The following is a 23,678-nucleotide window of genomic DNA, read 5'->3' as shown; positions in this document are numbered from 1 at the left end:
CGGTCATGGCCGGCCTCGTCGTCGCCGGGTTCGGTGTCTGGTCCGTTGTCACCGGGACCCAAGGGCCTCCGAGTGCCGGTGCAAGGCCTGGATCGGGGCACGTAGAGCGCGAGCTGTCGGAGGAGGACGCGGTCGCGGACTCGCCGATGCAGCCGGCCGATCTGCAGCAGGCGCTCGCGGGTCCGCTCGAGGCCGCCTCGCATGCGTCCATCGCGCTGCCTGCAGCGACGAGGGCGGGTGAGGTGGGGGTTCCGACCGGTTTCCCTAAGACACCGGAAGGCGCACTGGCGCAGCTGGTCGAGGTCGACCGCCGCGCCATCGAGTCCGTGTCTGTCGTCACGGCGCAGAAGGTGGTCACGGCCTGGGCAGAGCCAGGGGGACCGACCGCGCGGACGTGGTCCGGGGTGGGGGCGGTGGCGCAGTTGCTGTCGTCTGCCGGCCTACCCGCAGACGGGGCCGATGACCTCGTCGTCGAGCTGCGGCCGGCGATGGGGCGCATCAAGGGTCGCGTTGGAGACGGCTACGTGATCCCGTGCGTGGACTTCGTCCTCACCGTCAGCGTTACGGGAGAGGCGCCGCAGCGGGTCGCGGTGGCCGACTGCCAACGGATGCGCTGGGTGGGGGAGCGGTGGGTCATCGGGGCCGGTGCCGAGCCGGCTCCGGCCCCGTCGATCTGGCCAGGTACCGCGGCGTCGTATGCCGCCGGCTACCGGTGGCTCGAGGGTGACGGATGAAGACCGCCGTCGTGGGCGGGCCGGGCCTGCCGCTGGTCGACCTGGACCCGTTCGACTGGGCGGGCGACGCGGTCCAGCAGGGTGTGGCTGACACCTTCACCGCAATGATGATGGCGCTGTGGTCGGCCGGGCTGTGGCTGATCGAGATGGTCTTCGGTGTCATCGACCGGTTCGTCACTCCCGATGTCGCCGACCCTGGCCTGGGGCGGCTGTACGGGACCACGCTGTGGCTGTCGTTCGTCGTGGCACTCGTGGTCGGCCTCGCGCAGGTCGGGCTCGCGGCGGTACGCCGGGACGGTCGCACGCTCGGTGCGCTGGTCGTGGGGGTGGTGCAGTACGGCGCGGTCGTGACGATGTGGGTCAGTGTCTGCGCCGTGCTTGTGCTGGGCTGCGCCGGGCTCACCACGGGGCTGCTGCACCAGCTGTTGGGCGTCGACGGCTTCGCCGGGTACGCCGTGTCAGCGGGACTCCCTGACCGGGTGACCGGCACTGTCCAGTCGGCGGTCCTCGGTCTGTGCTCCATGCTGCTGCTGGTGCCGGCCGCGTTCGGCTACCTGCTGATCACCCTGGTGCGCGAGGCAGCGCTGCTGATCCTGACCGCCACCATGCCCCTCGCTGCCGCAGGTGCGCTGGGCGAGGGCACCCGTGCCTGGCTGTGGAAGTCGATTCGCTGGTTTGCCGCTGCCTGCCTGACCGCGCCGTTGCTCGCCCTCGTCGTCGGGTTGGGTGTCCAGATCTCCCGAGCCGCCTTCCCGGACGCTGCCCAGACGCAGCGGGCCCAGGCCAGCGGTGCGCTCGCCTCGGGCGGCAGCCAGGCGGCGGCCCAGCTCGGTGCCGTAGCCGACACTGCTCAACAGTCCGGCAGCAGTGCAGGGAACGTGGGCATGGCGGTGGTCGGGTGCGTCATTCTGCTCGTGGCCTGCTTCTGCCCGATGGCGTTGTTCCGGCTCTTGGCGTTCGTCGACCCGGGCACCGCGTCCGGGGCCTCGTTCAGGTCGACGATGGCTGCCAACGGCGGGGTATCCGGTCTGCTGTCTGGTCGCCGAGCGGGCGCCGACCAGGGCTCGGGCGCCGCCACTCAGTCTGTGGCGGACGGCAGATCGTCGAGCGAGGACTCGGCGGACGCCGAGACCGCGAGCCGGTTCGGGTCCACGCTCACCCATGCCTTCGGCGCAGCAGGCAAGGCGGTCGGGGGAGCGATGGACAAGGCCGGCAGCGTCGCCGCAAGCGGCGCCTCGATGACCGTCGATGTCATGGGCCAGGCCGGGGTCGGCCACCAGGGCTACTACGACACCACACCTCAACCGCGGCGCCGCAGCGGCGGCACCGGCGCGCCGCGCACCCGGGTCGGTCACGGCTGGGACGCCCACGGTGGCGCAGTGGGCGAGCACGGCAGCGGGCACCACGGGCACGACTCCGACCCTGGGGCCGGGGTGGCGCACGACCCAGCTCACATCGACCACCACCCCGGTGCGGGACCGGTGGCCGATGGTGGCGGCGACGGCGAGGCAGCTGGCGGAGCTGCTGATGGGGCGTTCATCGCATGAGCACCGTCTACGGAGCCTCGGCAGCCCGTGACAGGCAGGGCTGGTTCTTCGGCCTCACGGGCCCGCAGCTGTTCCTGGTCGTCGGGTCGGCGATCCCGGCCTGGCTGGCCATGGCGGTCGGGGAGTGGAAGGCACTCTTCGGGCTGCTCCCGCTGTGGGGCGTGTCCTCGGCCCTGATCTGCATCCCAGTGCGAGGGTGGTCCGCTGCACAGTGGATCGGCGTGCTCGTGCGCCACCTCGTCGCACGAGCTCTTGGCTGGAGCCGATGGCAGTCCCGCGCCGCCGTCGGCGACGTCGACGACCCGAGAGAGGCCGACCTGCCCGGCGTCCTGGCCGGCGTGAGGATCCACGACGGCCCACCGTTCTCAGGACAGCTGACCCGGCCCGCACTCATCCAGGACCGATCCGCGAGGACCTGGGCCGCGACGGCCCGGATCACCCACCCTGGGGTCGGAATGAGCGACACCCTCGATCGCCGCCTGATGGGATCAGGGCTCGCGGAGCTCGTTGAGGCCGCCTCCGCGGCGGGCCAGATCAGCCTGATCGCCCTGCAGGTCCGCACCGTGCCCGATGACGGCACCCGCCGCGCGGCCTGGGTCCGACAGCACGCCCGTGTCACCGAACCTGAGCTCAGCGCCGAGATCCACCACCAGCTCGACGCTGCCATCAGCGGCGCTGCCGTTCGCACCGAGGCGTTCGTGACCGTCGTTGTTCGGGAGGACACGATCGCTCGAGATGCCCGCCGAGCCGGCCGTGGGGTGACCGGCCGCGCCCGCATCCTGCACGGCCTCCTGGCGGAGGTGGAGGCCCGGTTGGTCGGGGTCATCGGCTGCACCGAGGTGGCGTGGCTGGGCGCCGCTGACCTGGCGACCGTCATCAGGACGGGCTTCGAGCCGGGCGATGCCGCGGCCCTGGCCGACGCCTCCCTCCAACGCGACCGCGACGGCGTCGCGACCGGCGTCGCGACCGGGGTGCCGGTGGCTGCCGCCGGCCCGACCACCGCGTCGACGAGCCTTCGGTCGTACCGCCACGGCGAGTGGCTGTCGGTGTCGACCAGCATCTTGCTGCCCCGCAACGGCGCCGTGTTGGGCGCCCTCGCGCGGGCGCTGGTGCCATCCGAGATGGGGGAGCGCCGCGCGATCACGGTGTTCTACCGGCCGGTGGGGCAACGCAGCGCCGACCGCTCGACCGGGCGGGCCGAGATGTCGGCGGCGATGGCTGCGGAGATGCGCCACAAGGTCGGACGGGTCGAGCGCGCCCGTGACCGACGCGCCAGCGACCAGGTCCGCGAGACCGACGAAAAGCTGGCCGCGGGCCGGTCGCTGGTCCGAGTGTCATCGGTCCTCTCGGTCACCGTGCCCGCGTCCTGGGGCAGCCAGGACTACGGCCGACGGCTCGACGCCACCGTCCGGCTGTGCGGGTTCAGCCCACTGCCGCTCGACGGAGCGCACGACGCTGCTTTCGCGGCAGCGACCATCCCACTCGGCATCGGCGTGCCCCGACAACGCCGCGACCGATGAGACGGCGACCCGACTCAGCCCGAAGCGTCGACACCCTGCTCGCGGACTTCGGCACCGACCTGCCCCGACAGCCTGCCCCCACACCGGAGCCAGGTCCAGAACGGTTGTTCCCGCGTGTGGTCAAGCCGGGGGGAGTACGCCGCGCGGGTCACGGCTGGGCACCCACGATGCCACCGTTGGCCGGGTACTCGATGACCTCGGAGCAGACCCCGGTGCTGTGGCCGCTCATTGCCGGCGACGACCCGCCCCCCACCGGCGCACCCATGGGGTTCAACACGCTGTCGGGCGGCTCGTTCTACTGCGACCCGCTCGGCTGGGTCAACGACGACACCATCCAGGTCACCAACCCCAACGTGTTCGTCTTCGGCAAACCCGGCCGCGGCAAGTCCGCCCTAGTCAAGGCCCTCATGCTGCGCATGATCCGCTTCGGCTACCGATCGCTGGTCCTCGGCGACGTCAAGGACGAGTACGAGGACATCTCCCGAGCCCTCGGCGTCACCCCGTACCAGATCGGACCCGGCATGCCCGGACGCATCAACCCCCTCGACCACGGCCCACTCGCCCAGGACTGGCAGACGCTGGACCGTGCCGAGACCGCACGCCGCGGCGCCGTCCTGTTCAACCGGTGGCACGCCCTCATCCGCGGTCTCGTCGGGTCCCAGGCCGTCCCGTTCACACCGACCGAGAGCCGCGTCGTGAACCGTGTGCTGCGCGACCTGACCGGCTGGACGACCGGTCAAACCGTCCTGAGCGAGATCACGATCCCCACCGTGTGGGCGGCCCTAAACACACCCACAGAAAATTTGGTCAGCGAGTGCCGCTACGACTCGCGCCGGGACTTCCTCGACAGCACCCGCGGCCTTCGGGACGCGCTCGGTTCGTTGTGCGAGGGCGAGCTCGAGGGCCTCTTCGACACCAAGTCGACCTTCGAACCCAACTGGCGCGCCCCGATCCAGACCCTGTCGCTGAGCGCGCTGCATGCCAGTGGCAACGAAGCCGCCGTCGGCATCGCGCTGATGTGCCTGAACTCCTGGGGCCAGGGGATGCGGGAGATGGCCACGCCCGGCGACCAGCGCATCGTGCTGCGTGACGAGGCCTGGATGCAGACCCGGCTCGGCGTCGAGGCCGTCAAGACGCTCGACTCCAACCTGCGGCTGTCCCGCAACGACGGCGACATCCAGGTCGTGACCTACCACAAGCCCTCCGACCCGCTCTCGGCCGGCGACCAGGGCAGCCAGGCCGCCCAGATTGCCAAGGACCTGCTCCACCTCGCCGACATCCGCATCCTGATGGGCCAGGACCACGAAGTCGCTGCCGAGCTCGGACACCTCCTCGGCCTCACCCCGATGCACCGCGACATCGTCACCGGATGGGCCATGCAGGACAAAGGCCGCGCCCTGTGGATGGTCGGCGACCGGCGCTACAAGGTGCAGACCATCCTCACCCCGCTCGAACGCCGCCTCACCTACACCAACGACGCCATCGCCACTCCGGCCGCGGACCCGCCATGAGGCGAACCGCAGTCCTCTGGGCGCCTGCCCTCGCCCTCTTCCTGCTGGGCCCCGCACTGATGCTCGGTCTCGGTATCACTCTCGCCGGTATGACTGACCGATGCCGCACGAACGCCAAGATCGCGCTAGGGCAATCCGCCGTAGTGACGCAGGCTGGCCGGGCAGCTCTGCCGCCTGGCTCGTTGGGCCTCACGACCACGCAGTGGCAGCGAGCCTCGATCGTCGTCGCGGTGGGACAGGCGATGCGGGTGCCGCCGCGGGGCATCGTCGTGGCGCTGGCTGTCGCGCGGCAGGAGAGCGGCTTCAAGAACTACGCCAACGACGGCCGGGGCGGCGACCTGGCGCCCGACCAGCTCGGTCTCGCGCGCTCGCTCCGGCTGCCGCACGACGCCGTTGGCACCGACCACGGCTCCGTCGGGGTGTTCCAGCAGCAGTGGCCCTGGTGGGGCAGCCTGACCGAGCTCATGACACCGGCTACCGCCGCCCGCAAGTTCTACCGGGCCCTGCTCCAGTTGCGCGGCTGGCGGGACCTGCCGCTGACGGTGGCGGCCCAACGGGTGCAGCGATCCGCCTATCCCGATGCCTACGCCGACGATGCCGACACCGCCGGACGCATCCTCGAGCAGATCGGGGGCAGCAGCGAGCTCGCGGCTGCGGCCTACGACACTGACTGCGCCGACGACGCAGCCGCCGCCGTCAGCGGGGGACCGGTGGGGTGGCCCGTGCCAGCCCGCGTCGTCGGCAGCGACCGCCGCAACTGGGGCGGCCGCGGCAGCCACTGGAGCAGCTGGCACACCGGCACCGACTTCAGCGTCGCTTGCGGCACCCCCGTGCTCGCCGCCCACGCCGGCACCGCACGGATCGACCGCACCCAACCCTGGGCCGGGCCCCAGCTGCTCCGCATCAGCACCGGCCCCGGCCGCCTCACGACCTGGTACGCCCACATGCGCGTGGTCGACGTCGCCGACGGCCAGAGGGTGACCGTCGGCCAACGTGTCGGCGAGGTGGGCCAGGAGGGCAACGCCACCGGCTGCCACCTGCACTTCGAGGTCCACACCAAGGGCGGCAGCATCTACGGCCCCGACAACACCAACCCCACGACCTGGCTGAAGCAGGACGTCGGACGCCACCTGCCTGGCCAGTCCCCGGGCAGAGCCGGCGCCCAGCTGTCGCTGATGCAGTACAACGTCAAGAACCGCCAGGCCGCCGTCGACCGAGCACTCCTAGCACGGCCCACGCTGCTCGGACTGAACGAGACCCACCGCCTCGCCCGCAGCTGGCGCACAAGAGGAACCGTCCCCGCTGGCTACACGCTGGTCAACGCCGGAACCGGGTCGCCGGGCCGGCGACAGAACTCGCTTCTTGTCGCCCCCGGCGTCCGGGTCCTCGCGACCGAGGTAGTGCCGCTGTCAGCGGCCGTGCCGGGGGACAAGTTCGGACACGACCGCTGGGCCCTGGTCGTACAACTCGACGTCCCCAGAATCGGCCGGCACGTACACATTCAGACCCACCTCAACGCCGGCGTCCGCCACCTCAGGGTCGGCGCACCCCGCTCCCGCGAGTACGCCGCCAGCGTGCAGAACCTAGGTCGGCTGCTAGACCGCTACCGCGCAGCCCCAACCCTCACCCTGGCCGGAGACATGAACCTCAACCGGCACTCCGACCGTCCGTTCGCCTGGGCGCCGCTGCTAGCCCAGCACGGTCTCAAGGTCCGATCAGTCGGTGTCGATCTCGTCGCCACACGGGGTCTGGCCGAGGTCGGCAGCAACCGAATCGCTCGCGGACTGTCGGACCATCCGGCCCTCGGTGTGGTGCTCTCGCCTCGAGACTGACCACGCGACGGGGTTCGCGCCGCGGAGACGGACCAATAGTGTCCTCGAGGAGCTGTGGGCGCGACCTGCAGAGGTGTGCGTGTCACCACGATCGAGGTCCCTTCCAGTGCGCCCTGACTCCACGCGGGTCGACTCGGTGCCGCTGACCTGGGAGCCATTCGCGATGGTCGCCGCGCTGTGGGGGCTGGGTTCCGCACTGTCGCTACCCCTCGGGCAGGGCCTTGCTCTCTGCGCCGTGGGACAGGGGTTCCAGTGGCCCGAGGGGCAGGTCTTGGACAGCCTCGTCGGGTTGGCGAACGGAGACCCCGGCGTCGGACTGCGGTCACCACCACCGACGACGCTGACCTACGCCAGCGCACTCAGCGTGTGGCTGATCGGGACCGGCGTCCTTCTCGTACTCGCAACGGTGGGCGCGCGAGCCCTCGGTCTGTCGACGGCAGGGCGCGGTCTGGCCGGCCGAGCCGAGATCGCCGCCACGCTCGGCCCGGCCGCGCTGCGTCGTAGAGCGCGAGTGATCCGCCCCGACCTGTTCGGCCGCCGCCGGAACCCGAGAGGAACGCGGGAGTGAGGCGGGCGGATAGGCCCGCCGCCGGGTGGCACCTGGGACGGGCCGGCTCGCTGCCGCGGGTCCAGCTATGGGTGCCCTACGACCGGACCACGGGCGTCTACGGGCCACAAGGATCAGGCAAGACCCTCGACCTGCTGACCCCCGCCCTGCTGGGCGCACCAGGTGCTGCGCTCGTAACGCTGACCAAACCTGACGACCTCTTCCTGACCATCGACCGCCGCGCCGAGAACAATCGGCCCGTAGCGGCGCTCGACCCGTTCGACCTCGCACCCGGCGTGCCCGCGCTGGTCTGGGACCCCGTCGCCGGATGTCGCGACCCCATGCTCGCCGAGCGGCGTGCCAAGGCCTTCACCGCAGGCACCGTCCGCGGCGCCGTCAACCGCGGCGCCGGCGACGACGCCGCCCGGTTCTACGCCGCCGAGGGCGCCAAGGTACTGCAGGCCTACCTTCACGCAGCCGCCCTCGCTGACGCCACCGTCCAGGACGTGCTGGGTTGGCTCGCCGATCCGCACAACGCGGTACAGCCCGAGGAGGTGCTCCGTACCCACCCCGATGCCGCACCGTTCTGGGATGGTCTGCTGCGCGGAGCGCTCCACGGAGATGACCGCACCGCGGGTAACACCATCACCACTGTGCAACAGTCCATGGCGCTCTTCTTCCAGCAGTCGATCCGGCGCCGCTGCACCCCCAGCCGTGGACGCCCTGCGACCGACCTGGTTGACCTCATCCGACGACGGGGCACTCTCTACCTCCTGGGCCGAGACGACCCCTACGCCTCAACCTCACCACTCATGACAGCCGTGGCCGAGCACGCACTCGACACCGCACTCACCCTGGCCATGACCTCAACCCATGGACGACTCTGTCCGCCCCTGCTGGCCTGCCTCGACGAACTGCCCTCCACCACACCGCTGCCCACCCTGCGCACCCGCATGGCCAACGAACGCGCCCTGGGCCTTTCCTTCATCTACGCCGCCCAGACCTGGCGACAGCTCGTCATCTGCTACGGCGAAGACGAAGCCCGCGCCATGTTCGGCCTCACCAACAACCTCGTCGTCTTCGGCGGCGGCAAAGACATCGCGTTCTACAAAGAGCTCTCCGACCTCCTCGGCACCACCCGCGTCACCCGCCGCAGCTACACACGCCAGAGCGGCACCTGGGGGAGCAGCACCTACGGAGAAGACGTCGCGGTTCTCCGGCCCGAGGAGCTGCGACGGCTGCCTGATGGTCAGGCACTCGTCGTCGCTGAGAGCGCTCGCCCCGTGGTGGCGCGGCTACAGCGCTGCATCGACGGCCGGCGAGGCCGGGTGCTCCTCGACCTGCAACGCAGAGCGCGAGAGCGCAGCCGGACCGCCGGGAGGACTACAGTATGAAGCGGCCGACGGGATTGCTTGCAGCTCCGTTCCCAGTGCCGTCACCCGTCTTGGTTGCCATGCTTGACGAGCTGCGCCTGGCTGCCGTGCAGCCGCCCGAGTCGCACGCCGAGCTCCAGAGACTGGCGACCCTGCCGAGGCCGTGGGACCCCGGTTCGTGCTCCGGCGACCTGAGAAGCCTTATCTACCTGTGGCTCGACGAAGTCGTCGAGTGGGTCAACACCGAGCACACGTGGCGGGTGGATCAGATGATCCCCATTTGCTGGATGCAGCACCCGCACATCGTCCACGAGCTCGCGCCAGCAGCCTGCGCGCGATGGGAGGCGTCGTACGCCGTCACGCCGCACCCACTCGAGGACTGGCACAAGTACACCCTCCCCGCCCTTCTCGACCGATCCGCGCGGCGGGTTGGGCCGACGGGCTGCCCTCCCGGTCGACACCAAGCGCACCCCGGCACGAGTCGCCACGCTCTCATGCACGAGCGCCAGCACGAGAGCGACCGCCGGAGCCGACGAGTCGCCGACGCTGAGAGCTAACGCGGAGTTCGACTCGGTCGCTTGAAGTGAAGCTGCTGCACCCCGCCCACAATGACGCGGCATCCCGCAGCCTCGTTGCATCCCGACCGGCGATTGTCAGCAACCGGTCGTCGAGGCGACGTTGTAGCGGTCCCGAGCTCCGAGCCGGGCGAACTACTTACGGCATCGTCCAAGGTGCAAGCGGGCCTGCCCAAGACGCCACTTGTCGGATCCGCCCGTTAGAGTTCGAGCCGTGACGTCACTGCAGTTCCACCCGGCGGATCACGCTCCAGCTCAGCCTACTGCGACCCAAGGGGCGTCGAAGGTGTCGGTCCGAGAGATGTCGCGGGTGACTGTACTCAGCGTCGGATACTTGGTTCTGGACGTTATAACGACGACCCGTGTTGTGGGCCGGAACGCGGGCGGGACTGCAGGCAACGTCGCCGCGAATTTGGCTTGGCTTGGGCACACCTCAGGATTATTGGCCCGTATTGGGAGTGATGCCGCGGGCGAAGCTCTGCGAGCAGACCTTTCATACGCGGGGGTTAATACCAGTCATGTACATCGCAGCGCAGACGTCGAGACGCCGATATTGATTCAGCGGCTGACGGAATCGGGGCCACAGTATCTATTCAGTTGCCCGGCTTGCAAATACAAGTTTGCTTCTCATCGACCGGCAACTCGCGAGCAGGCAGAGGAGGCGGCGGCCATGGCTCCCGAAATGCTCTTCGTCGACCGCGCGAGCAAGGCGTCGCTAGATCTGATGGTCAGGGTCAAGAGACAGGGCGGCATTGTGATGTTTGAGCCGAACGGACCTGGCCGACGTGGCTTGACGGCTGAAGCAATTGGCCTGGCGGACATACTCAAAGTCAGCGAGGACCGCGTAGATTCGCTCGGATCGCTCCTGAGCAATACGCCGGAGCAGCAGGTTCAGGTGCGAACCCGCGGCGCGAACGGGCTCGAGTTCCGAACTGGTCACGGCGCGTGGCACGCTCGGCGTGCTCGCAGGGCGCGGGTGAGCGATTCTGCAGGTGCCGGTGACTGGGTTACTGCCGGGCTCTTGGCTCATTTGACCGCGGATCAGCGGTTGACCCATCGCAACATTAGTGACGGCCTGCGCCTGGGACAGTCCTTGGCTGCGCTTTCGTGTTCGTTCTTAGGGGCACGCGGCATGAATAGCACCCTGTCTTGGGGCGAGGCCCGCGCGCTGTTGGATTCGCGTGGGCTCGGTTCTTGGAGTACTAACCCGGAACGCGGCGCTGCCATGCAACCCGAGGTTGACACTGTGACGCTTGGGAATGAAGGCTGTGTTGCTTGCGGCAGACGCCAATCTACTGTGGCAGGTCGTAGGGTTCGCCCTTGAGCCAGACACACGCCAGCTGATCGGCGTCACGAGCCTCGGGTTCCCAGTGCGCGCGGTTAAGGGTTCGCCGGGTGGCACGAACTGCGAGCACCTGTAGTTTCCGCTCATATGCCGCGAGTAGCGCACCGATCGAGAGCAGCTTGCTGCCGTGACTGCTGAGCGTGACGTCGGCGCCGCCGATGGGACCGAGAATGTGCTGGTAATCGATGTCGAACTTGACCAGGGTTCGATAGAGGTCGAACGGATTAGTTTCCGCGGCGTAGATGAAGCTTGTGGGCTGCACCTCGAACCGGTCCCTGATCAGGTCGCGATGCTCCAGGAGGAGCTGGTCGGCGATCCGGGGATCGCGCGCAGGGAACGGCAGCACAGGGCACACCTCCTGGGGATCCAGGACGTCTGCGATCTTCTTCATTGCTGGCCCGGCTCCCCGTCCCAGGACCGGCGCCCACACCCGGACGGCGATCGACCGTGCCCGCTGACTGCGTTTGCCGAAACCAGGAAGTTGGTGGGCTGCGCCGAGGCCGTCCTCGGTGATGTCCCCGTCTAGCTGCGGGTTCTGCGTTACAAGAACCAACAGTTCGGTCGGGAATCCGGCTGTCCCAGTTCGCTGAAGCAGCGCGTTGAGCATCGGGAAGGCCAATGTCGTCGGAAACGCGGAAAGGTCGAACATCACGGTGTCGATGTCCTTGAGGGCGCCCGGTGCTGTGAGATCTCGCGCAAGCTGCCGACCTGCACTCGCCTCGTCGTGTACGGCTGGGTAGCCCCAATCGTGGCGGGTGCGGGTGGCCAGGCCGACGATCGCCGCCTCGTTGACGGCGCGCCGGGCAGCGAGCTCGTCACCCGACGCCTCACTCCCTGGTTGCGGATTGATCGCCAACACGTGGGGGGCTGACCCGGTGGAGTCGATGAAACGCGCAAGCCCCGCGGTCGACCGGGGGTCGAACCCAGCTGAGAGTACGAACAAGGTGCGGTCGTTGTCGCGGCTGGCCGCGGTGAGCAGTTCGTCCACGACGGCCGCGCCGTTGGGTGTGCCATCGGTCGCCATCATCGGGTTGTCCCAGAACAAGGACGGTGAGGGAGCGGCAGTCTCAGTCATATGAGCGTCCCCTGTCGTGGGTCGGCGGCCTCGCCGTAGCGGCGAGGTGGTTCGATCATCCAGCCTGCCATCTGACTTAGCTTGCGTTCGCGGAAGGCTCCCAGCCCCAGGGGCATTCCGAACGTAGGGCACAGCAATCGGTTGAGATAAATGACCATGTAGTCGGCGTTCTTGACACGGTAATTGAGCTCGATCCAGACCACGTTGTGAGCTATTGCGGACTTGAGTCCGGAATAGAGTGCCGCCATTTCTGGCAGCTTCAGGCTGGCTGGTTCGCGGAGTTTCGCTCGGTCCGACATCAGGAGTGCAGTTCCGGTGACGCCGGGGGGATACGGGATCCGGGGCTTGGCGGCCTCTTCCCTACTGATGCGCGCAATTCCATCTACAAGCCTCTGGATGTAATTGCCGTACGGCAACTGCGGGAGGCTTAGATAATAGTTTCGACTCGCATCTCTGGCAATCTTGTCCTGGATCGCCGGGGTCAACACCAACTCACGCCCTGTTGCATCCTGCGTCTGTAGGCGGGCCATCAAATCGCCGCATAACTCAAGGAACTGCTCAATGTTTGCGCTTCCGAGACGGGCGTAAATTTCTGCGCCGACGTAGTAGGGGATGTCGTAATCAATCGCTGCGCGCAGGTATGCGGCTTCGCGCAGGGAGCTGCTGCCGCGGGCTACTAGCTGGTCGGCAGGAAGCGGGAAGTCGTCGAAGAGCTCCTGTTGGGCTCGACTTCGGTCGCGTTCGATCAGCACATCGACCTCGCACAAGCGAGCTAGGCCGTCGCGTCCGTCGAGCTGGTCGGTCTCCGCAAGCCAGGCGGCATATCGAGGGTCGTGTCCGCCCTTGTCAGCAATCCGGGTCCGGACCTTGGTGAAGGGATCCTCGGAGGCAAAATCCAGAGCAGCGTCGGGCTCGACTCCGAGCAGGTTCGTAAGCGAAGTGTCATCGGTGAGCATTCGGTCGAGCGTTGATGAGGCGCGCTTGTCAGCGATGTCGAGCAGCACCTTGCGGAAGCGGCTGGGGGTGAGCGTCTGGCCCGTGAGTCGGTTCAGAGCTGCGGCGCTGTTGGTGCGATCCCGTGCCAGGGCCTCAAGCTCGATCACGTCGAAGTCGCGGCCCTCGTCGCCAGCGCCGAAAAGCTCGTCGTCCTCGAGAGCCACGTTTCGGGTCGCCATCCACCGCCCCACGGTGTGGGATCGGCTTCGCAATGCCCCCAGAAGAGCCGTCCGCTGCTCCTCGGCGAGGGCGTGAGCGTCGTCGAACATGATCAGCGTGCTAGCCAACACGGGCACGCCTGCCACCTCAATCTTGGCGGCGGACAGGGCGGTCAGCGTGTGCAGTCTGCTGTGCCCGATCGGCATCTCTGCTGACGTTGCGATAATTTGGTCAAATAGGTCAAGCAGTTCGTCCTCAGCAGCCTCCGCGGCCGCGACGAGCTCCGCGCCGCTGGTCCCGCCGAGCCGCATGAACGCCCGCGTCGAGTCCGGGGTCTGCGGGTGGAACTGGACCAGGCCGGGATCCTCGTCTGGGGCCCGCCCCGCGAATTCCAGACAGGCTCGGACCAAGCCTTGGATGACGCGAGCGTCGAGCAACTTGAACAGCAGCCGACGCTGCAGGTCAGCGTCCTCGGCCACGTCGAGAAGACCGGCGTAGTTCTGGTCGAGATTCTCCAGCACCCCGATGACTAGCGGGCCGTTGGCGTCTAGCACCCCGAAGTCGGTTAGGAATGAGACGAGGCTGCCGGACTTGGAGCGATGTTGATGGATGTAGCTGAGCGTTCGGGCGGTTAGGCACTTCATTAGGCTGGTCTTACCCGCACCCGGGGCGCTACGCAGCACGTAGAATTGATCGAACGGTGGCGCCGGAAGAGCGTGCAGCACCTCGGGGGCAAAGGTGGCCGTGAAGAGTGCGAGATTGCGGGATGCGGCCTCGCTGTGCCGGGTTCGGAACGGGTTCGGGCGGGCCATCAGGGGCGATCCGAGTGATGGCGTTCGTAACGGGGGAACAAAGCTCGTCGTTCTTTGCTGGTGTAGCCCTCGCGGCGTCGGCCAGTGCTGTCCGCCCAAAGTGGGCTGACGCTGTTGTTCGGAGCGTTGTGGTGCAGGACGATGGGGAGCGCGCAATCCTTGTAGCCGCGTGCGGCGCGCTTCTTGTGTTCGTCCTCCAGGACTGGGTCCCAGAAGGTGTCGCAGTCCGCTAGCAGGTCGGCGTCGGTGACCTCGCAGCTGTCGTCAAAGACCTGGACCACCTCCAGCCTCCAACGATTGGCTAGCCCCGTCTTAATGAGTGCGTCTTCTATGTGGCGCTTAGCCCGTGCGCTCGCCATATAGACCAAAATGGTGGCGGTGTAGCCCTCGTGGAGTACCGGGGGGCTTTCGTTCTCAGAGACTGTGAGCGCGACGGCGTCGGTGAGGAACTTCTCGATCTTGCCACTACGAGAAACGCTTCCATCCCCGTTATCGACATAGTCGATGAGACTGGTCCCGCTGCCGTAGAAGTCATCGACCAGGAGGACGTGGTTGAAGGTGAGGTCGTCTGCCTCGCCACCGTGAACTTTCAGGGCCTCGACAAGTTTCTTACTGAGCTCCGAACGTCGGGTAGGGGGAACCGCGGGCTGGGGGATGAACTGCTCGTGAGATAGGTCGGAGTTGCGCCTAAGGACGTCAAGGCGGGCGCCGTCGGAGAGGGCAAAGACAAGGATGCGGCGCTGCTCGACTTTGAAGGCGGGCGTGCTCATGAGTTGAGCCTTGCGGTGCCATGCAATGCCACTGGCCACAGCGATCCGGTCAAGGATGGCCGGCCTGATGACGTCCGGATATGCCACGGCGATGAGGTGGTCGACTTCCGCGGCGCTGATGAAGACGAGTCGGGTGAGGAGGAAGTCGAGCCATCGTTTGCGAGTCGCTTGATTGAAACCTTGTAGCCACCGCGCAAGGCTTTCCATAAAGCGCTGGCCGGCCCGGAACCCTTCGTAGGTGTCCCATTTAAGTTCTGCCATGGTGGTCAACTTCGGGACGAGGTCGGCTTCGGCTGCTTCGTCCAGGTCGACGAGTTTGCCCAATAGTTGATTGGCAAGCGAGGTCTTCACCTTGTCCTCCTCACCGCTGGCTGCTTCCAAGAAAACCGGGCGCCCGCCCGCCCGCGCAGTTGGACAGCCCCAAGATACTTTGCCAAGAGAGCTGGCCCAGCGGTTCCGTCCTCAGACAGGTTCCAGCATCGACTCCGGTCTGCTGACACTCGATCGACCGACAGCGAGAGGTCTGAGTATGAGAGCAGTTCGAAATCGTTTCCACCGACCTCGCCTTGGTCGCCGATGAGAAGGACCTCTCCGACCTTCACGTCGAGATGATCGACCACCGCGCGCTTGCTGGTGGCGCGCGACACGATGTCGACGCTGTGACCGCTCTCGACAACTTTCAACCGCGCGCCCAGCGTCGGCTCGAGGATGGCGGCCACTGCTGCGCCTGCGTCAGCGATCTCCGTTCCGACTCGTTGCACTGTGACCTGCCAGCGCCGGGCCGACAGTTCCCATCCGTGCCCGACGAGCCCCTCGCGGAGGAGATCGGCCGCCGCTGCCAGGTCTTCTTCCGGTGCGGCGCCGCGCTCAACATCTGCGGCGAGCGGATTTAGGAGCCCGCCGTTGTAGATCCCGACGACCACGTCGTCCCAGAACGATTTTGGAATCCATCGGCGCAACTCTTCAATGACCGATGGGCCTCGCCCTGAGGCGAAGGCGATCCGAACGCCATGGTCCAGCAGCCGGTGGATTTCCTGTTGAACTTCCAGCGCTGGAGGCCTCGTCCGACTCTTGGTGGGGACGCACGTGCCATCGTAGTCGAGCACAACCGCCGAGACTGGACGTCCGGAAACGGACTGTCGCCACCTATGCCAAGCCTCCACCCAGGCGTCGAGGTCATCTTGACTCCTGTCGACCATCCCGGCCGCGGTCGCCTTGACACGTGCCGGGCGCGAGCCATCGGGACTCGAAGCGAGGCGCGCCCACGGTAAGTGGTAGAGCTTCCGTCCAGAGGGGCTCACCCGCGGTTGACCAGGATCCGCGCCGCGAGACACCCCGATCTCCCCGGTGAGCCGCATACAACCGACGAGGGTGTCAAGAACTCCGATAGGCCCCGGAATCGTAGTGGACAGGTCCACCACCTTTAGCGACGCCGGAAGCACTGCGACCGTCTTGTCGACTAAGGGCTGCACACCGGGGTCGCCCAGCGTGACAAGAACCGTCGACGTCGCTCGATTCAATAAGCCGACGTGACGACCGTGTGCCATGTTCCGGAGGTCGGCCAACTGCACGTCGACAAGCCCGGTCTCAGAGAGACGTGCCTCCAAGTCATAGGCGGCCGCAAGCTGATCGGGCCCGTAGAGGACCAGGGCACGCAGGGCTTCCTCGGGCCATGGAGGCATCGGCGCATAGAGCATCGGCAGCCTGTCGGGCAGGTCCAGCCCGGCAGCCTTCAACCACGCACTCCCCATCGCCAAGATGCTGTTGGTTGCCAAGAACCCATCCTTTACCGTTCGCGGCAAGGTCACGATCTCATCGACGACCGCGGCAAGCTCGGGGGTTACCTCCGCGGCGGGGAGCTGCGTTAGCAGGATTACCCGGTTACCAGGCCCGGCACGGGCCGCCCGAGCAGCCAGGCGCACGTCGGGGTGTCGCGCCCGCGCACTGAACAAGCCCACCGTTGAGTTCGTCGGGCGAAGCCCATCACCGACTGCCAACGACAACGGGGTAATGGCGCACGACGGATACGAGCTGCTAGACCCGTGAACGCGAGCGGCCAACTGCGCCATCGCCAGTGCTCCGCCACTCCCGACGAAGTAGGCACTCCGCCGCCGAAACTCGGATTGAACGAGACTAACTTCTGCTAGTGCCTCCGCTTCGAGCGACGTGACGGCCCGGTAGGTTTCTTGCAACTCTTGCAACTCATCTGCGTACCGTCGTCCCAAGATCCTCAACCTTCGAGTCGCCTAATCCCCGGCAAGTCCTACCAGACGTCACGGACACTCGGCCTATAGGAGGGTTGCTGTCGCTTACGTGCGTCGTCCGCCGCCTGCCGGAGGAGGCACTCGGGGTAGCGTCCTGACTTCGAGTGCCTCGTCGTGTCGGCGGCGGGCGCGGTCGGGCCCCGCGCTGGTTCGTCGCGTGAGGTGCTCCATGTTCAACCCAACGCGGATCCTGCCGTTCCAGCCCCTTTCTATGACGACCGCGCAGCTGGCTGCGGTCTCGTTCCTGGCCAGGTACGCCGGACACACCCACGAGCTCTACTCTTACCAACTGCGCCGCTGGTTCCAGTGGTGCGAGACCAATGGCCTGGACCCGCTGATCGGGATCCAGCGCGCGCACGTCGAGCTCTACATCCGCAGCCTGGGCGACGCTGGACTGATGGCGTCCTCGACCAACACGATGATGCACGGCGTCCGTGGGTTCTTCCGGTTCGCCCACATCGACGGCCTCATCCCTGCCGACCCGGCGGTGTACGCCCGACTTCCGAAGGTTCACCACGACGAGTCCAGGACCCAGGGCCTGGACCGGCTCGAACTGATCCGGTTCCTCCAGATCGCCCAAACCGTCACCGTCCACCACGGCGCCCTGGCCTACCTGCTGGGCATCAACGCCCTCCGAGCCTCAGAAGCAGCCTCAGTCCGGATCGAGGACTACGCCGAGACCCTGCGCGGCCACCGCGTCCTGCACCTGGTCGGCAAGGGCGACAAGCCCGCCACCATGCCTCTCACGGTCCCGGTCCTACGCGTACTCGAGGCCTGTCGCGGCGAACGCACCAGCGGACCACTGGTGCGGCGACCCGTGTCCGGTGCGCCGATCGACCGCCGGGACGTCTATCGGATGGTGCGGCGGGTCGCGAAGGCGGCCGGGATCCCGCGACACATCAGCCCGCACTCGTTGAGGGATGCGGCGATTACCAATGCCCTCGACGCAGGCGTCCCGTTACGGGACGTCCAGATCCTGGCCCGCCATGCCGACCCCCGCACCACCGAGCACTATGACCGCGCCCGAGGCAACCTTGATCGTCATGGCGTCCACTTCCTCACCGCCTACGTCGCTAGCGTCTGATATGGGCAGCGACCTGCACCGCCCGGGTGCCACAAGCTGAGGGGTATTCGTCCGACGCACGGGCGGCCGCCAGCAAATTGGATGCGCATACCTCCACGCCCACGGGCTCTCAACTCGAGGTAAGAGCCCTTTAGGCAGTGGCACTCGTTGGCCCTCGGGACAGTGTGGTTCGAAATTCAAGTGGCGCTAACTGTCAGCTGGATGTCATAGGCGCCGAGCCGTCGGTGTGCAACACGTCTGCACCTTCGGCCAGCGTGCGAAGGGGTCTGAGAACCATGATGCGGACGGCGCCTCCGCCGTATCTAGGCATGTACAAGATGCCCTGCTCCTCCAGGTGCCGGAGGAAGCTGTGGATGGCGGTGCGTCGTGTCGGGCCCTGGTCGATGCCGTGGGAGTCGAGCACCGCGAAGCAGTCGTCGTAAGTCAGGTATTGGAGGCGCCTCCCATGGATCAACGCCTGGTACAAGATGCATCGCCACATCTCTGGATACGCCTCGATCTGGTCTTGTTCGGCGTGCGTCTTGGAAAAAAGTTCGGGGATCTCTCCAAACATCCTGACAAACTGAGCCCGCACGTCAGAGGCCAACCAGACCTCGTGTTGCGCCAGGATTTTCTCTCTCTGAGCATTATCGGTTGATATCAGTTCTGCATTTACGCGCGGTGACGCTGGCGGGGGAAGCGGCCTGGTTGCGTCCTGAGCGAGCCGGTCGGCGAAGGCAGCACGAAGTCTTGCTAGGTGGTCCATCGCCGGGCTAATCAGCCCGCGGGTCGGGTCCAGGCGACAGGCGTCCAGGGGGTCGACGCGGATATGAGCGCGGCGGTCGCCGCCTGGGGACACGGATACCGCGAGCTTTCTGCCTGCTACTTGAGTACAGACCCACGGGGTCGCGATCGATTGGTCAAGCGGGTTCACCCACAAGACTGGCGCACCCGCCTCTGTCATCGCCTCGTGAAGGGCCTGAACCTGTACCTGCCCGGCCACCGACTCGGGCAGCTCGTACGAGCGAGGACGAGCACTCCGTAGGTACGGGCCGGAATGACCAAGAAGCCAGATGGGGGTGACGCCCTCGGCAAGGTACGACTCGTGCCGTCTCTCCCAGGCGGCCACGGTCAAGGCCGCGTACTGGACCTCAACCGCAGCGCGTCGCCCGTCTGGCCAGGTCAACATCACATCGGCGCGACGCTCACGTAAGGGTGTCGGCATCTCGGGAACCGCGTTGATGTGCGGGTACTGGCGATCGACCCATGCGATCAACATTGCTTTGGCTTGCTGGTGGAACAGACCCTCGCTGGCGTGACTCCCGGAACCCGACCGGTGTGCGAAGCCGTCCCTGCGGCCGGAGCGGCTCCTATGTACGAGGGAGAGACGCGGGTCGGGGCAATCGGAGATCAAACACTCTAGGTTCTCCGCGACCCACTTCCTGAGAGCCGGGTCACCGGCAGTCCCATTGACAAGGAAGTATGCGGGGGCGTTCGGCGAGTCGCGGTAGCGCGCGTAAACCAAACGGCGTTCGCCGTTCTGAAATGCGGCAAGTAGGTCCGCAGGATGTGGCTGGGCGACCATGGAGCAAGTGTCGGGTAGAACCCCGTCGTCTTGGAGACGATCAACGAAGCCGGCAACGTCGAACTCGCGTTCCACCGCCGCGTGCGACCGTTTCTCTGATTTTGACCCGCGGCGACATCAACCGTCGCATGATGCCCATCAGCCGGTACTCACGGCGTGGATGTAGGTAGCCACCCCTAACGCGCCCCTGAATGTTCAGCCTAGCGATATGGGAGCCAAGGAGCCGACGACGTGACTTCAGATGACACCGTCGGGCGCCGGCAAGGGGTCCTGGCCGAATGGAACGACGACCGGGGCTTCGGCTTCATCGAGCCGGCTGCTGGAGGCTCGCGGGTGTTCGCGCACGTAAGTGTGTTCCCGCGTGGCCGACGGCCCGTCACCGGTTGCGAAGTCACTTATGCCGAGCTGCGAGACGAGCGCAACCGGGCGCGCGCATCGGAGGTGCGATACCTGGGTGCTGAATCAGCCAGACGTGTCGGGTTCAGCAAGCTACCCCTGGCGATCGCTATCGCGCTCCTGTTCTTCATCCTCCTCGTGGGTCTTCTGATGCTGGACGCGCTGCCCGTCACGCTGTTAGCTGCTTACGGTCTTTTCAGTGGAGTTGCGTTGCTGATGTACGGCGCTGATAAAACCGCCGCGGAACAGGGCAGGTGGCGCACGCCGGAGTCCACTCTTCACACGATCGCCCTCATCGGGGGTTGGCCGGGTGCGCTGGTCGCGCGGATGGTCTTTCGACACAAGACGACCAAGCAACCGTTCCGTACTATCTTCTGGTTCACGGTCGTCGCGAACTGCGTGGCACTCGCATGGTTTGTGCTTGAGGCGCCTCTGCCGCTGCCCTGACAGGCGGTCATTCAGCCGCGTGTCAGCCACGCCGACGCCTCTCGGCCTAGGGGGGAGGCGGATACCCAGTGCCTCGCGCGTGGGCGCGAGGGCGTGACACATAGACCAGATGGTGCGATGCGCGGACGTTGGCCGCGGGTTCTGCCAGGCTGGAAGCGTGATGAAGGCCCGGGCTGCCGCGATCGTGTTCGCGACCGTCTCGGCCGCGCTGACCTCGTCGTGCAGTCTGACGAAGCCAGACACCACCGTGGTTCGAGTCTTTGCAGTTCCCTCGATGGCCGCAACTCTCACAACCATGGCCGGACAGTTCGAACAAGACCACCCGGGGACCCACGTGGAGTTCCGGTTCGGACGCGGCGCCTCGCTGGCTCGGCAACTAGAGCAAGGCGAGTCAGCCGACGTCTTCGTAGCGTCCACGCCACAGTCAATGGACCGCCTCGAGGCCCTGGCGGACATCGACACACCAACCTTCTTCATCACCAACCGCGCCGTGATCGTCGTACCTCGCGGAAACCCGCGCACGATCACTGGACCCGCCAGCCTCGTGCGCGAAGACTTGGACGTCGCTGTCTGCCCTCGCGGTCAGCACGATGCGTGCGGCGACCTGGCCAGGGACGCGTTTGGCCTACTGCGCCTCACCGTGAAGCCAACGCGCGCCTACGACGAGCAGGACGTCCTGGACCAGGTTGCGGGAGGGGCCGCGGACGCTGGCATCGTCTACGCCACTGACGTCCTGGCATCGCGCCAGCCCGTCGAAACAGTGGAGATCCCGCCTCGTTTCGCGATTGGGTCGTCGTACGGCATCGCCACCGTCAAGGACTCAGACCACGCGCGACTGGCACGCGACTTCGTGCAGATCGTGACGTCCCCAGCCAGCAGGACCTTGTTGCGGACAGCCGGTTTCGGAGCCCCACAAGAGACGGGTTGACGAGACCCCCGACCGGAGTACGACTCGGCGGTCACGCCACTTGCGTGAGACGCGTTGCCATTGATCTCCAGGCCCCTGCGTTGAGTCGATCCCGCGTCACACCGCCGCGTGCCGGAAGCATGATCCGCCGATGAGCGGGCCAAGTCAGTGCGACTATCGCTTCGTGCAGCACGGGCCGATCGAGCGACGGGGTCGCGGCGATGAGAGATGCGACGTGGTCCACGTACCGACCGTATCCATGGCACCGCACAACCATCCGCACATGTTTGCGATGCGGGTGTCCTCCCGCCGCGTGTCAGCCATACCGTCGCCCTGATCAGAACCTAGCGGTGAGGCAGATGCCTCGTGCCCCGCGCACGTGCGCGACCCGTAGCGCAAATGGATCGTCTAGCACTCTGCTGGCAGCCCACATGGGCAGCGACGCGCACGGTCTGACCACGTGCGTCGTGCGCGGCATATCGGGTGCGCGGGGGTACTCAGCTCGTTGGTTTGACACGGGTTGCCATCAGGCACGTTCGGCGGCGTGACGCACGTGTGGTTCCTGGCAGCGCCGATGTGCAGGGCCTGCTGTTCAGATGCGCGAACCGCCGGCCTCGCTGCATACTCGGCGTCGTGAGAGTGCACCCGCCGAGGGCTCGAGTCGCGCCTGCGTTGTGCGCCTTCTTCCTGCTAGTCGGAGGGTGCTCGGAGTCATCCTCACGGCCCACCCAGGGCTTCTCTCGTGACACCGCCGACACACGAGTTTTCACGGCCTCTCGTCAAGCTGGCACGAGCCGTCAGGATGAGGTCCAACTGGACGCAAATGCTCGGTACGTGCGAGTTCGCATCGAATGCAGCGGAGACAAGGGCTTTGTCTCGGTGGCCCTGGCCAACAGATCCGGAGCCATCGGCTGCGGCCGCCCGGTCGGCGGAGGCTCGTTCGCTTTCAAGAACGCCGCTGAAGTGTCAGGTCGCACCGGCATTGAGATCCGAGCGCCGAAGGATGCCACATGGTCCCTAGCCGTCGACACGCGCTCGCGGGCTTACGACGTCACCGATCCGTAGGTCCCCGCCACTGACCGTCCGTGTAGAGCAGCGCGCCCTGACGTCCACGAATTCGATGCCCCTGCTGCGGAGTTGTGTCACACCGCCGCCTGCCGAAGGTAGGCGCCAGCGGTAGCGTCCGAACTTCGAGTGCCTCGTCGTGTCGGCGGCGAGCGCGGCCAGGCCTCGCGCTGGGTCGTCGCATGAGGTGCCCCCATGTCGAACACCACGCGGCTCCTGCCGTTCCAGCCCATGTCCATGACGACTGCACAGCTGGCTGCGGTCTCGTTCCTGGCCAGGTACGCCGGCCACACTCACGAGCTCTACTCCTACCAACTACGCCGCTGGTTCCAGTGGTGCGAGACCAACGGCCTGGACCCCTTGATCGGCATCCAGCGAGCCCACGTCGAGCTCTACATCCGCAGCCTGGGCGAGGCCGGCTTGATGGCGTCCTCGACCAACACGATGATGCACGGCGTCCGCGGGTTCTTCCGTTTCGCCCACATCGATGGCCTCATCCCTGCCGACCCGGCGGTGTATGCCCGACTGCCCAAGGTCCACCACGACGAGTCCAGGACCCAGGGCCTAGACCGACTCGAGCTCATCCGGTTCCTCCAGATCGCCCAAACCATCACCGTCCACCACGGCGCCCTCGCCTACCTGCTGGGCATCAACGCCCTCCGAGCCTCAGAAGCAGCCTCGGTCCGCATCGAGGACTACGCCGAGACCCTGCGCGGCCACCGCGTCCTGCACCTGGTCGGCAAGGGCGACAAGCCCGCCACGATGCCGCTCACGGTCCCGGTACTGCGGGTACTCGAGGCCTGTCGCGGCGAACGCACCAGCGGACCTCTGGTGCGGCGGCCCATGTCTGGTGCGCCGATCGATCGCCGTGACGTCTATCGGATGGTGCTGCGGGTCGCGAAGGCAGCCGGCATCCCGCGACACATAAGCCCCCACTCGCTGAGGCACGCAGCAATCACCAACGCCCTCGACGCAGGCGTCCCGTTGCGGGACGCCCAGATCCTGGCCCGCCATGCCGACCCACGTACCACCGAGCACTACGACCGCGCCCGAGGCAACCTCGACCGTCACGGCGTCCACTTCCTCACCGCCTACGTGGCTGGCGTGTAGAACTATCGGCTGCTCCTCCGTCGACTTCCGCCTAACCGCGCCTCG

Annotated in this window: 17 protein-coding genes; 12 read left to right on the top strand and 5 right to left on the bottom strand. The window is 66.9% G+C overall.

Translation table 11 applies throughout. The annotated features are described in order from the left end of the window. Nucleotides 1–5 precede the first annotated feature (5 nt). From EDD33_RS09835 to EDD33_RS20895, 8 genes are all read left to right on the top strand, one after another. On the top strand, nucleotides 6–734 hold the full coding sequence (locus EDD33_RS09835; RefSeq protein WP_246003448.1) for a hypothetical protein: 729 nt from the start codon (nucleotides 6–8) through the stop codon (nucleotides 732–734). Further along, entirely contained in the window at nucleotides 731–2,281 is a 1,551-nt protein-coding gene (locus tag EDD33_RS09830) for a hypothetical protein (protein ID WP_123390504.1), read from the top strand. Before EDD33_RS09835 ends, EDD33_RS09830 begins: the two co-directional genes overlap by 4 nt. Further along, nucleotides 2,278–3,801 carry an SCO6880 family protein gene (locus tag EDD33_RS09825; RefSeq protein ID WP_123390502.1) on the top strand — a complete coding sequence of 508 codons (1,524 nt, stop codon included), beginning with the start codon at nucleotides 2,278–2,280 and terminating at the stop codon, nucleotides 3,799–3,801. The genes EDD33_RS09830 and EDD33_RS09825 overlap by 4 nt, the downstream gene beginning before the upstream one ends. A gap of 167 nt (nucleotides 3,802–3,968) precedes the next feature. Continuing rightward, nucleotides 3,969–5,312 carry an ATP-binding protein gene (locus tag EDD33_RS09820; protein WP_246003447.1) on the top strand — a complete coding sequence of 448 codons (1,344 nt, stop codon included), beginning with the start codon at nucleotides 3,969–3,971 and terminating at the stop codon, nucleotides 5,310–5,312. Further along, nucleotides 5,309–7,144 (top strand): M23 family metallopeptidase, encoded by a 1,836-nt coding sequence (locus tag EDD33_RS09815; RefSeq protein WP_211332499.1) that lies wholly within the window; start codon nucleotides 5,309–5,311, stop codon nucleotides 7,142–7,144. Before EDD33_RS09820 ends, EDD33_RS09815 begins: the two co-directional genes overlap by 4 nt. Before the next feature lie 136 nt (nucleotides 7,145–7,280). Then, nucleotides 7,281–7,712, top strand: coding sequence for a hypothetical protein (locus tag EDD33_RS09810; protein WP_148077036.1), 432 nt, complete (start codon nucleotides 7,281–7,283; stop codon nucleotides 7,710–7,712). Nucleotides 7,713–7,783: 71 nt separating this feature from the next. After that, the gene (locus EDD33_RS09805; RefSeq protein ID WP_246003446.1) at nucleotides 7,784–9,085 is read left to right on the top strand and encodes a type IV secretory system conjugative DNA transfer family protein; all 1,302 of its coding nucleotides are present in this window, start codon (nucleotides 7,784–7,786) and stop codon (nucleotides 9,083–9,085) included. An 855-nt stretch (nucleotides 9,086–9,940) separates the two neighbouring features. Next, entirely contained in the window at nucleotides 9,941–10,963 is a 1,023-nt protein-coding gene (locus EDD33_RS20895; protein ID WP_123390492.1) for a PfkB family carbohydrate kinase, read from the top strand. Here the strand turns inward: EDD33_RS20895 and EDD33_RS09790 are convergent. Genes EDD33_RS09790 through EDD33_RS09775 form a run of 4 tightly spaced genes read right to left on the bottom strand, consistent with a single transcriptional unit; the run spans nucleotide 10,932 to nucleotide 16,754 of the window. Continuing rightward, nucleotides 10,932–12,059 carry a hypothetical protein gene (locus EDD33_RS09790; RefSeq protein WP_123390490.1) on the bottom strand — a complete coding sequence of 376 codons (1,128 nt, stop codon included), beginning with the start codon at nucleotides 12,057–12,059 and terminating at the stop codon, nucleotides 10,932–10,934. The two genes, EDD33_RS20895 and EDD33_RS09790, sit on opposite strands and share 32 nt — an antisense overlap. After that, on the bottom strand, nucleotides 12,056–14,026 hold the full coding sequence (locus EDD33_RS09785; protein WP_123390488.1) for an ORC-CDC6 family AAA ATPase: 1,971 nt from the start codon (nucleotides 14,024–14,026) through the stop codon (nucleotides 12,056–12,058). The genes EDD33_RS09790 and EDD33_RS09785 overlap by 4 nt, the downstream gene beginning before the upstream one ends. Next, nucleotides 14,026–15,147 carry a phosphoribosyltransferase-like protein gene (locus EDD33_RS09780; RefSeq protein ID WP_123390486.1) on the bottom strand — a complete coding sequence of 374 codons (1,122 nt, stop codon included), beginning with the start codon at nucleotides 15,145–15,147 and terminating at the stop codon, nucleotides 14,026–14,028. The genes EDD33_RS09785 and EDD33_RS09780 overlap by 1 nt, the downstream gene beginning before the upstream one ends. Further along, a complete protein-coding gene (locus tag EDD33_RS09775; RefSeq protein ID WP_123390484.1) occupies nucleotides 15,144–16,754 on the bottom strand; it encodes an HAD family hydrolase in 1,611 nt (536 codons plus the stop codon). The genes EDD33_RS09780 and EDD33_RS09775 overlap by 4 nt, the downstream gene beginning before the upstream one ends. Before the next feature lie 517 nt (nucleotides 16,755–17,271). On the opposite strand from EDD33_RS09775, the gene EDD33_RS09770 reads away from it, so the two are divergent. Then, the gene (locus EDD33_RS09770; RefSeq protein ID WP_170169772.1) at nucleotides 17,272–18,144 is read left to right on the top strand and encodes a tyrosine-type recombinase/integrase; all 873 of its coding nucleotides are present in this window, start codon (nucleotides 17,272–17,274) and stop codon (nucleotides 18,142–18,144) included. Between the two features lie 193 nt (nucleotides 18,145–18,337). Here the strand turns inward: EDD33_RS09770 and EDD33_RS09765 are convergent, their stop codons facing one another. Further along, nucleotides 18,338–19,783: a competence protein CoiA family protein gene (locus EDD33_RS09765; RefSeq protein ID WP_123390480.1), complete on the bottom strand. Its 1,446-nt coding sequence runs from the start codon at nucleotides 19,781–19,783 to the stop codon at nucleotides 18,338–18,340. A gap of 156 nt (nucleotides 19,784–19,939) precedes the next feature. Here EDD33_RS09765 and EDD33_RS09760 point away from each other — a divergent pair, with 156 nt between their 5' ends. The 3 genes from EDD33_RS09760 to EDD33_RS09750 all read left to right on the top strand — a co-directional run bounded on the left by EDD33_RS09760 (nucleotide 19,940) and on the right by EDD33_RS09750 (nucleotide 23,633). Beyond that, nucleotides 19,940–20,551 carry a DUF1294 domain-containing protein gene (locus EDD33_RS09760; RefSeq protein WP_123390478.1) on the top strand — a complete coding sequence of 204 codons (612 nt, stop codon included), beginning with the start codon at nucleotides 19,940–19,942 and terminating at the stop codon, nucleotides 20,549–20,551. A gap of 160 nt (nucleotides 20,552–20,711) precedes the next feature. Then, the gene (gene modA, locus EDD33_RS09755; RefSeq protein ID WP_246003662.1) at nucleotides 20,712–21,479 is read left to right on the top strand and encodes a molybdate ABC transporter substrate-binding protein; all 768 of its coding nucleotides are present in this window, start codon (nucleotides 20,712–20,714) and stop codon (nucleotides 21,477–21,479) included. A gap of 1,239 nt (nucleotides 21,480–22,718) precedes the next feature. After that, nucleotides 22,719–23,633 (top strand): tyrosine-type recombinase/integrase, encoded by a 915-nt coding sequence (locus EDD33_RS09750; RefSeq protein ID WP_123390476.1) that lies wholly within the window; start codon nucleotides 22,719–22,721, stop codon nucleotides 23,631–23,633. Nucleotides 23,634–23,678 lie beyond the last annotated feature (45 nt).

This window comes from Nocardioides aurantiacus, from assembly GCF_003752505.1.
Classification (GTDB): domain Bacteria; phylum Actinomycetota; class Actinomycetes; order Propionibacteriales; family Nocardioidaceae; genus Marmoricola; species Marmoricola aurantiacus.
Note: the sequence above shows the minus strand (reverse complement) of the source record. Positions and strands in the feature narration are given on the sequence as shown.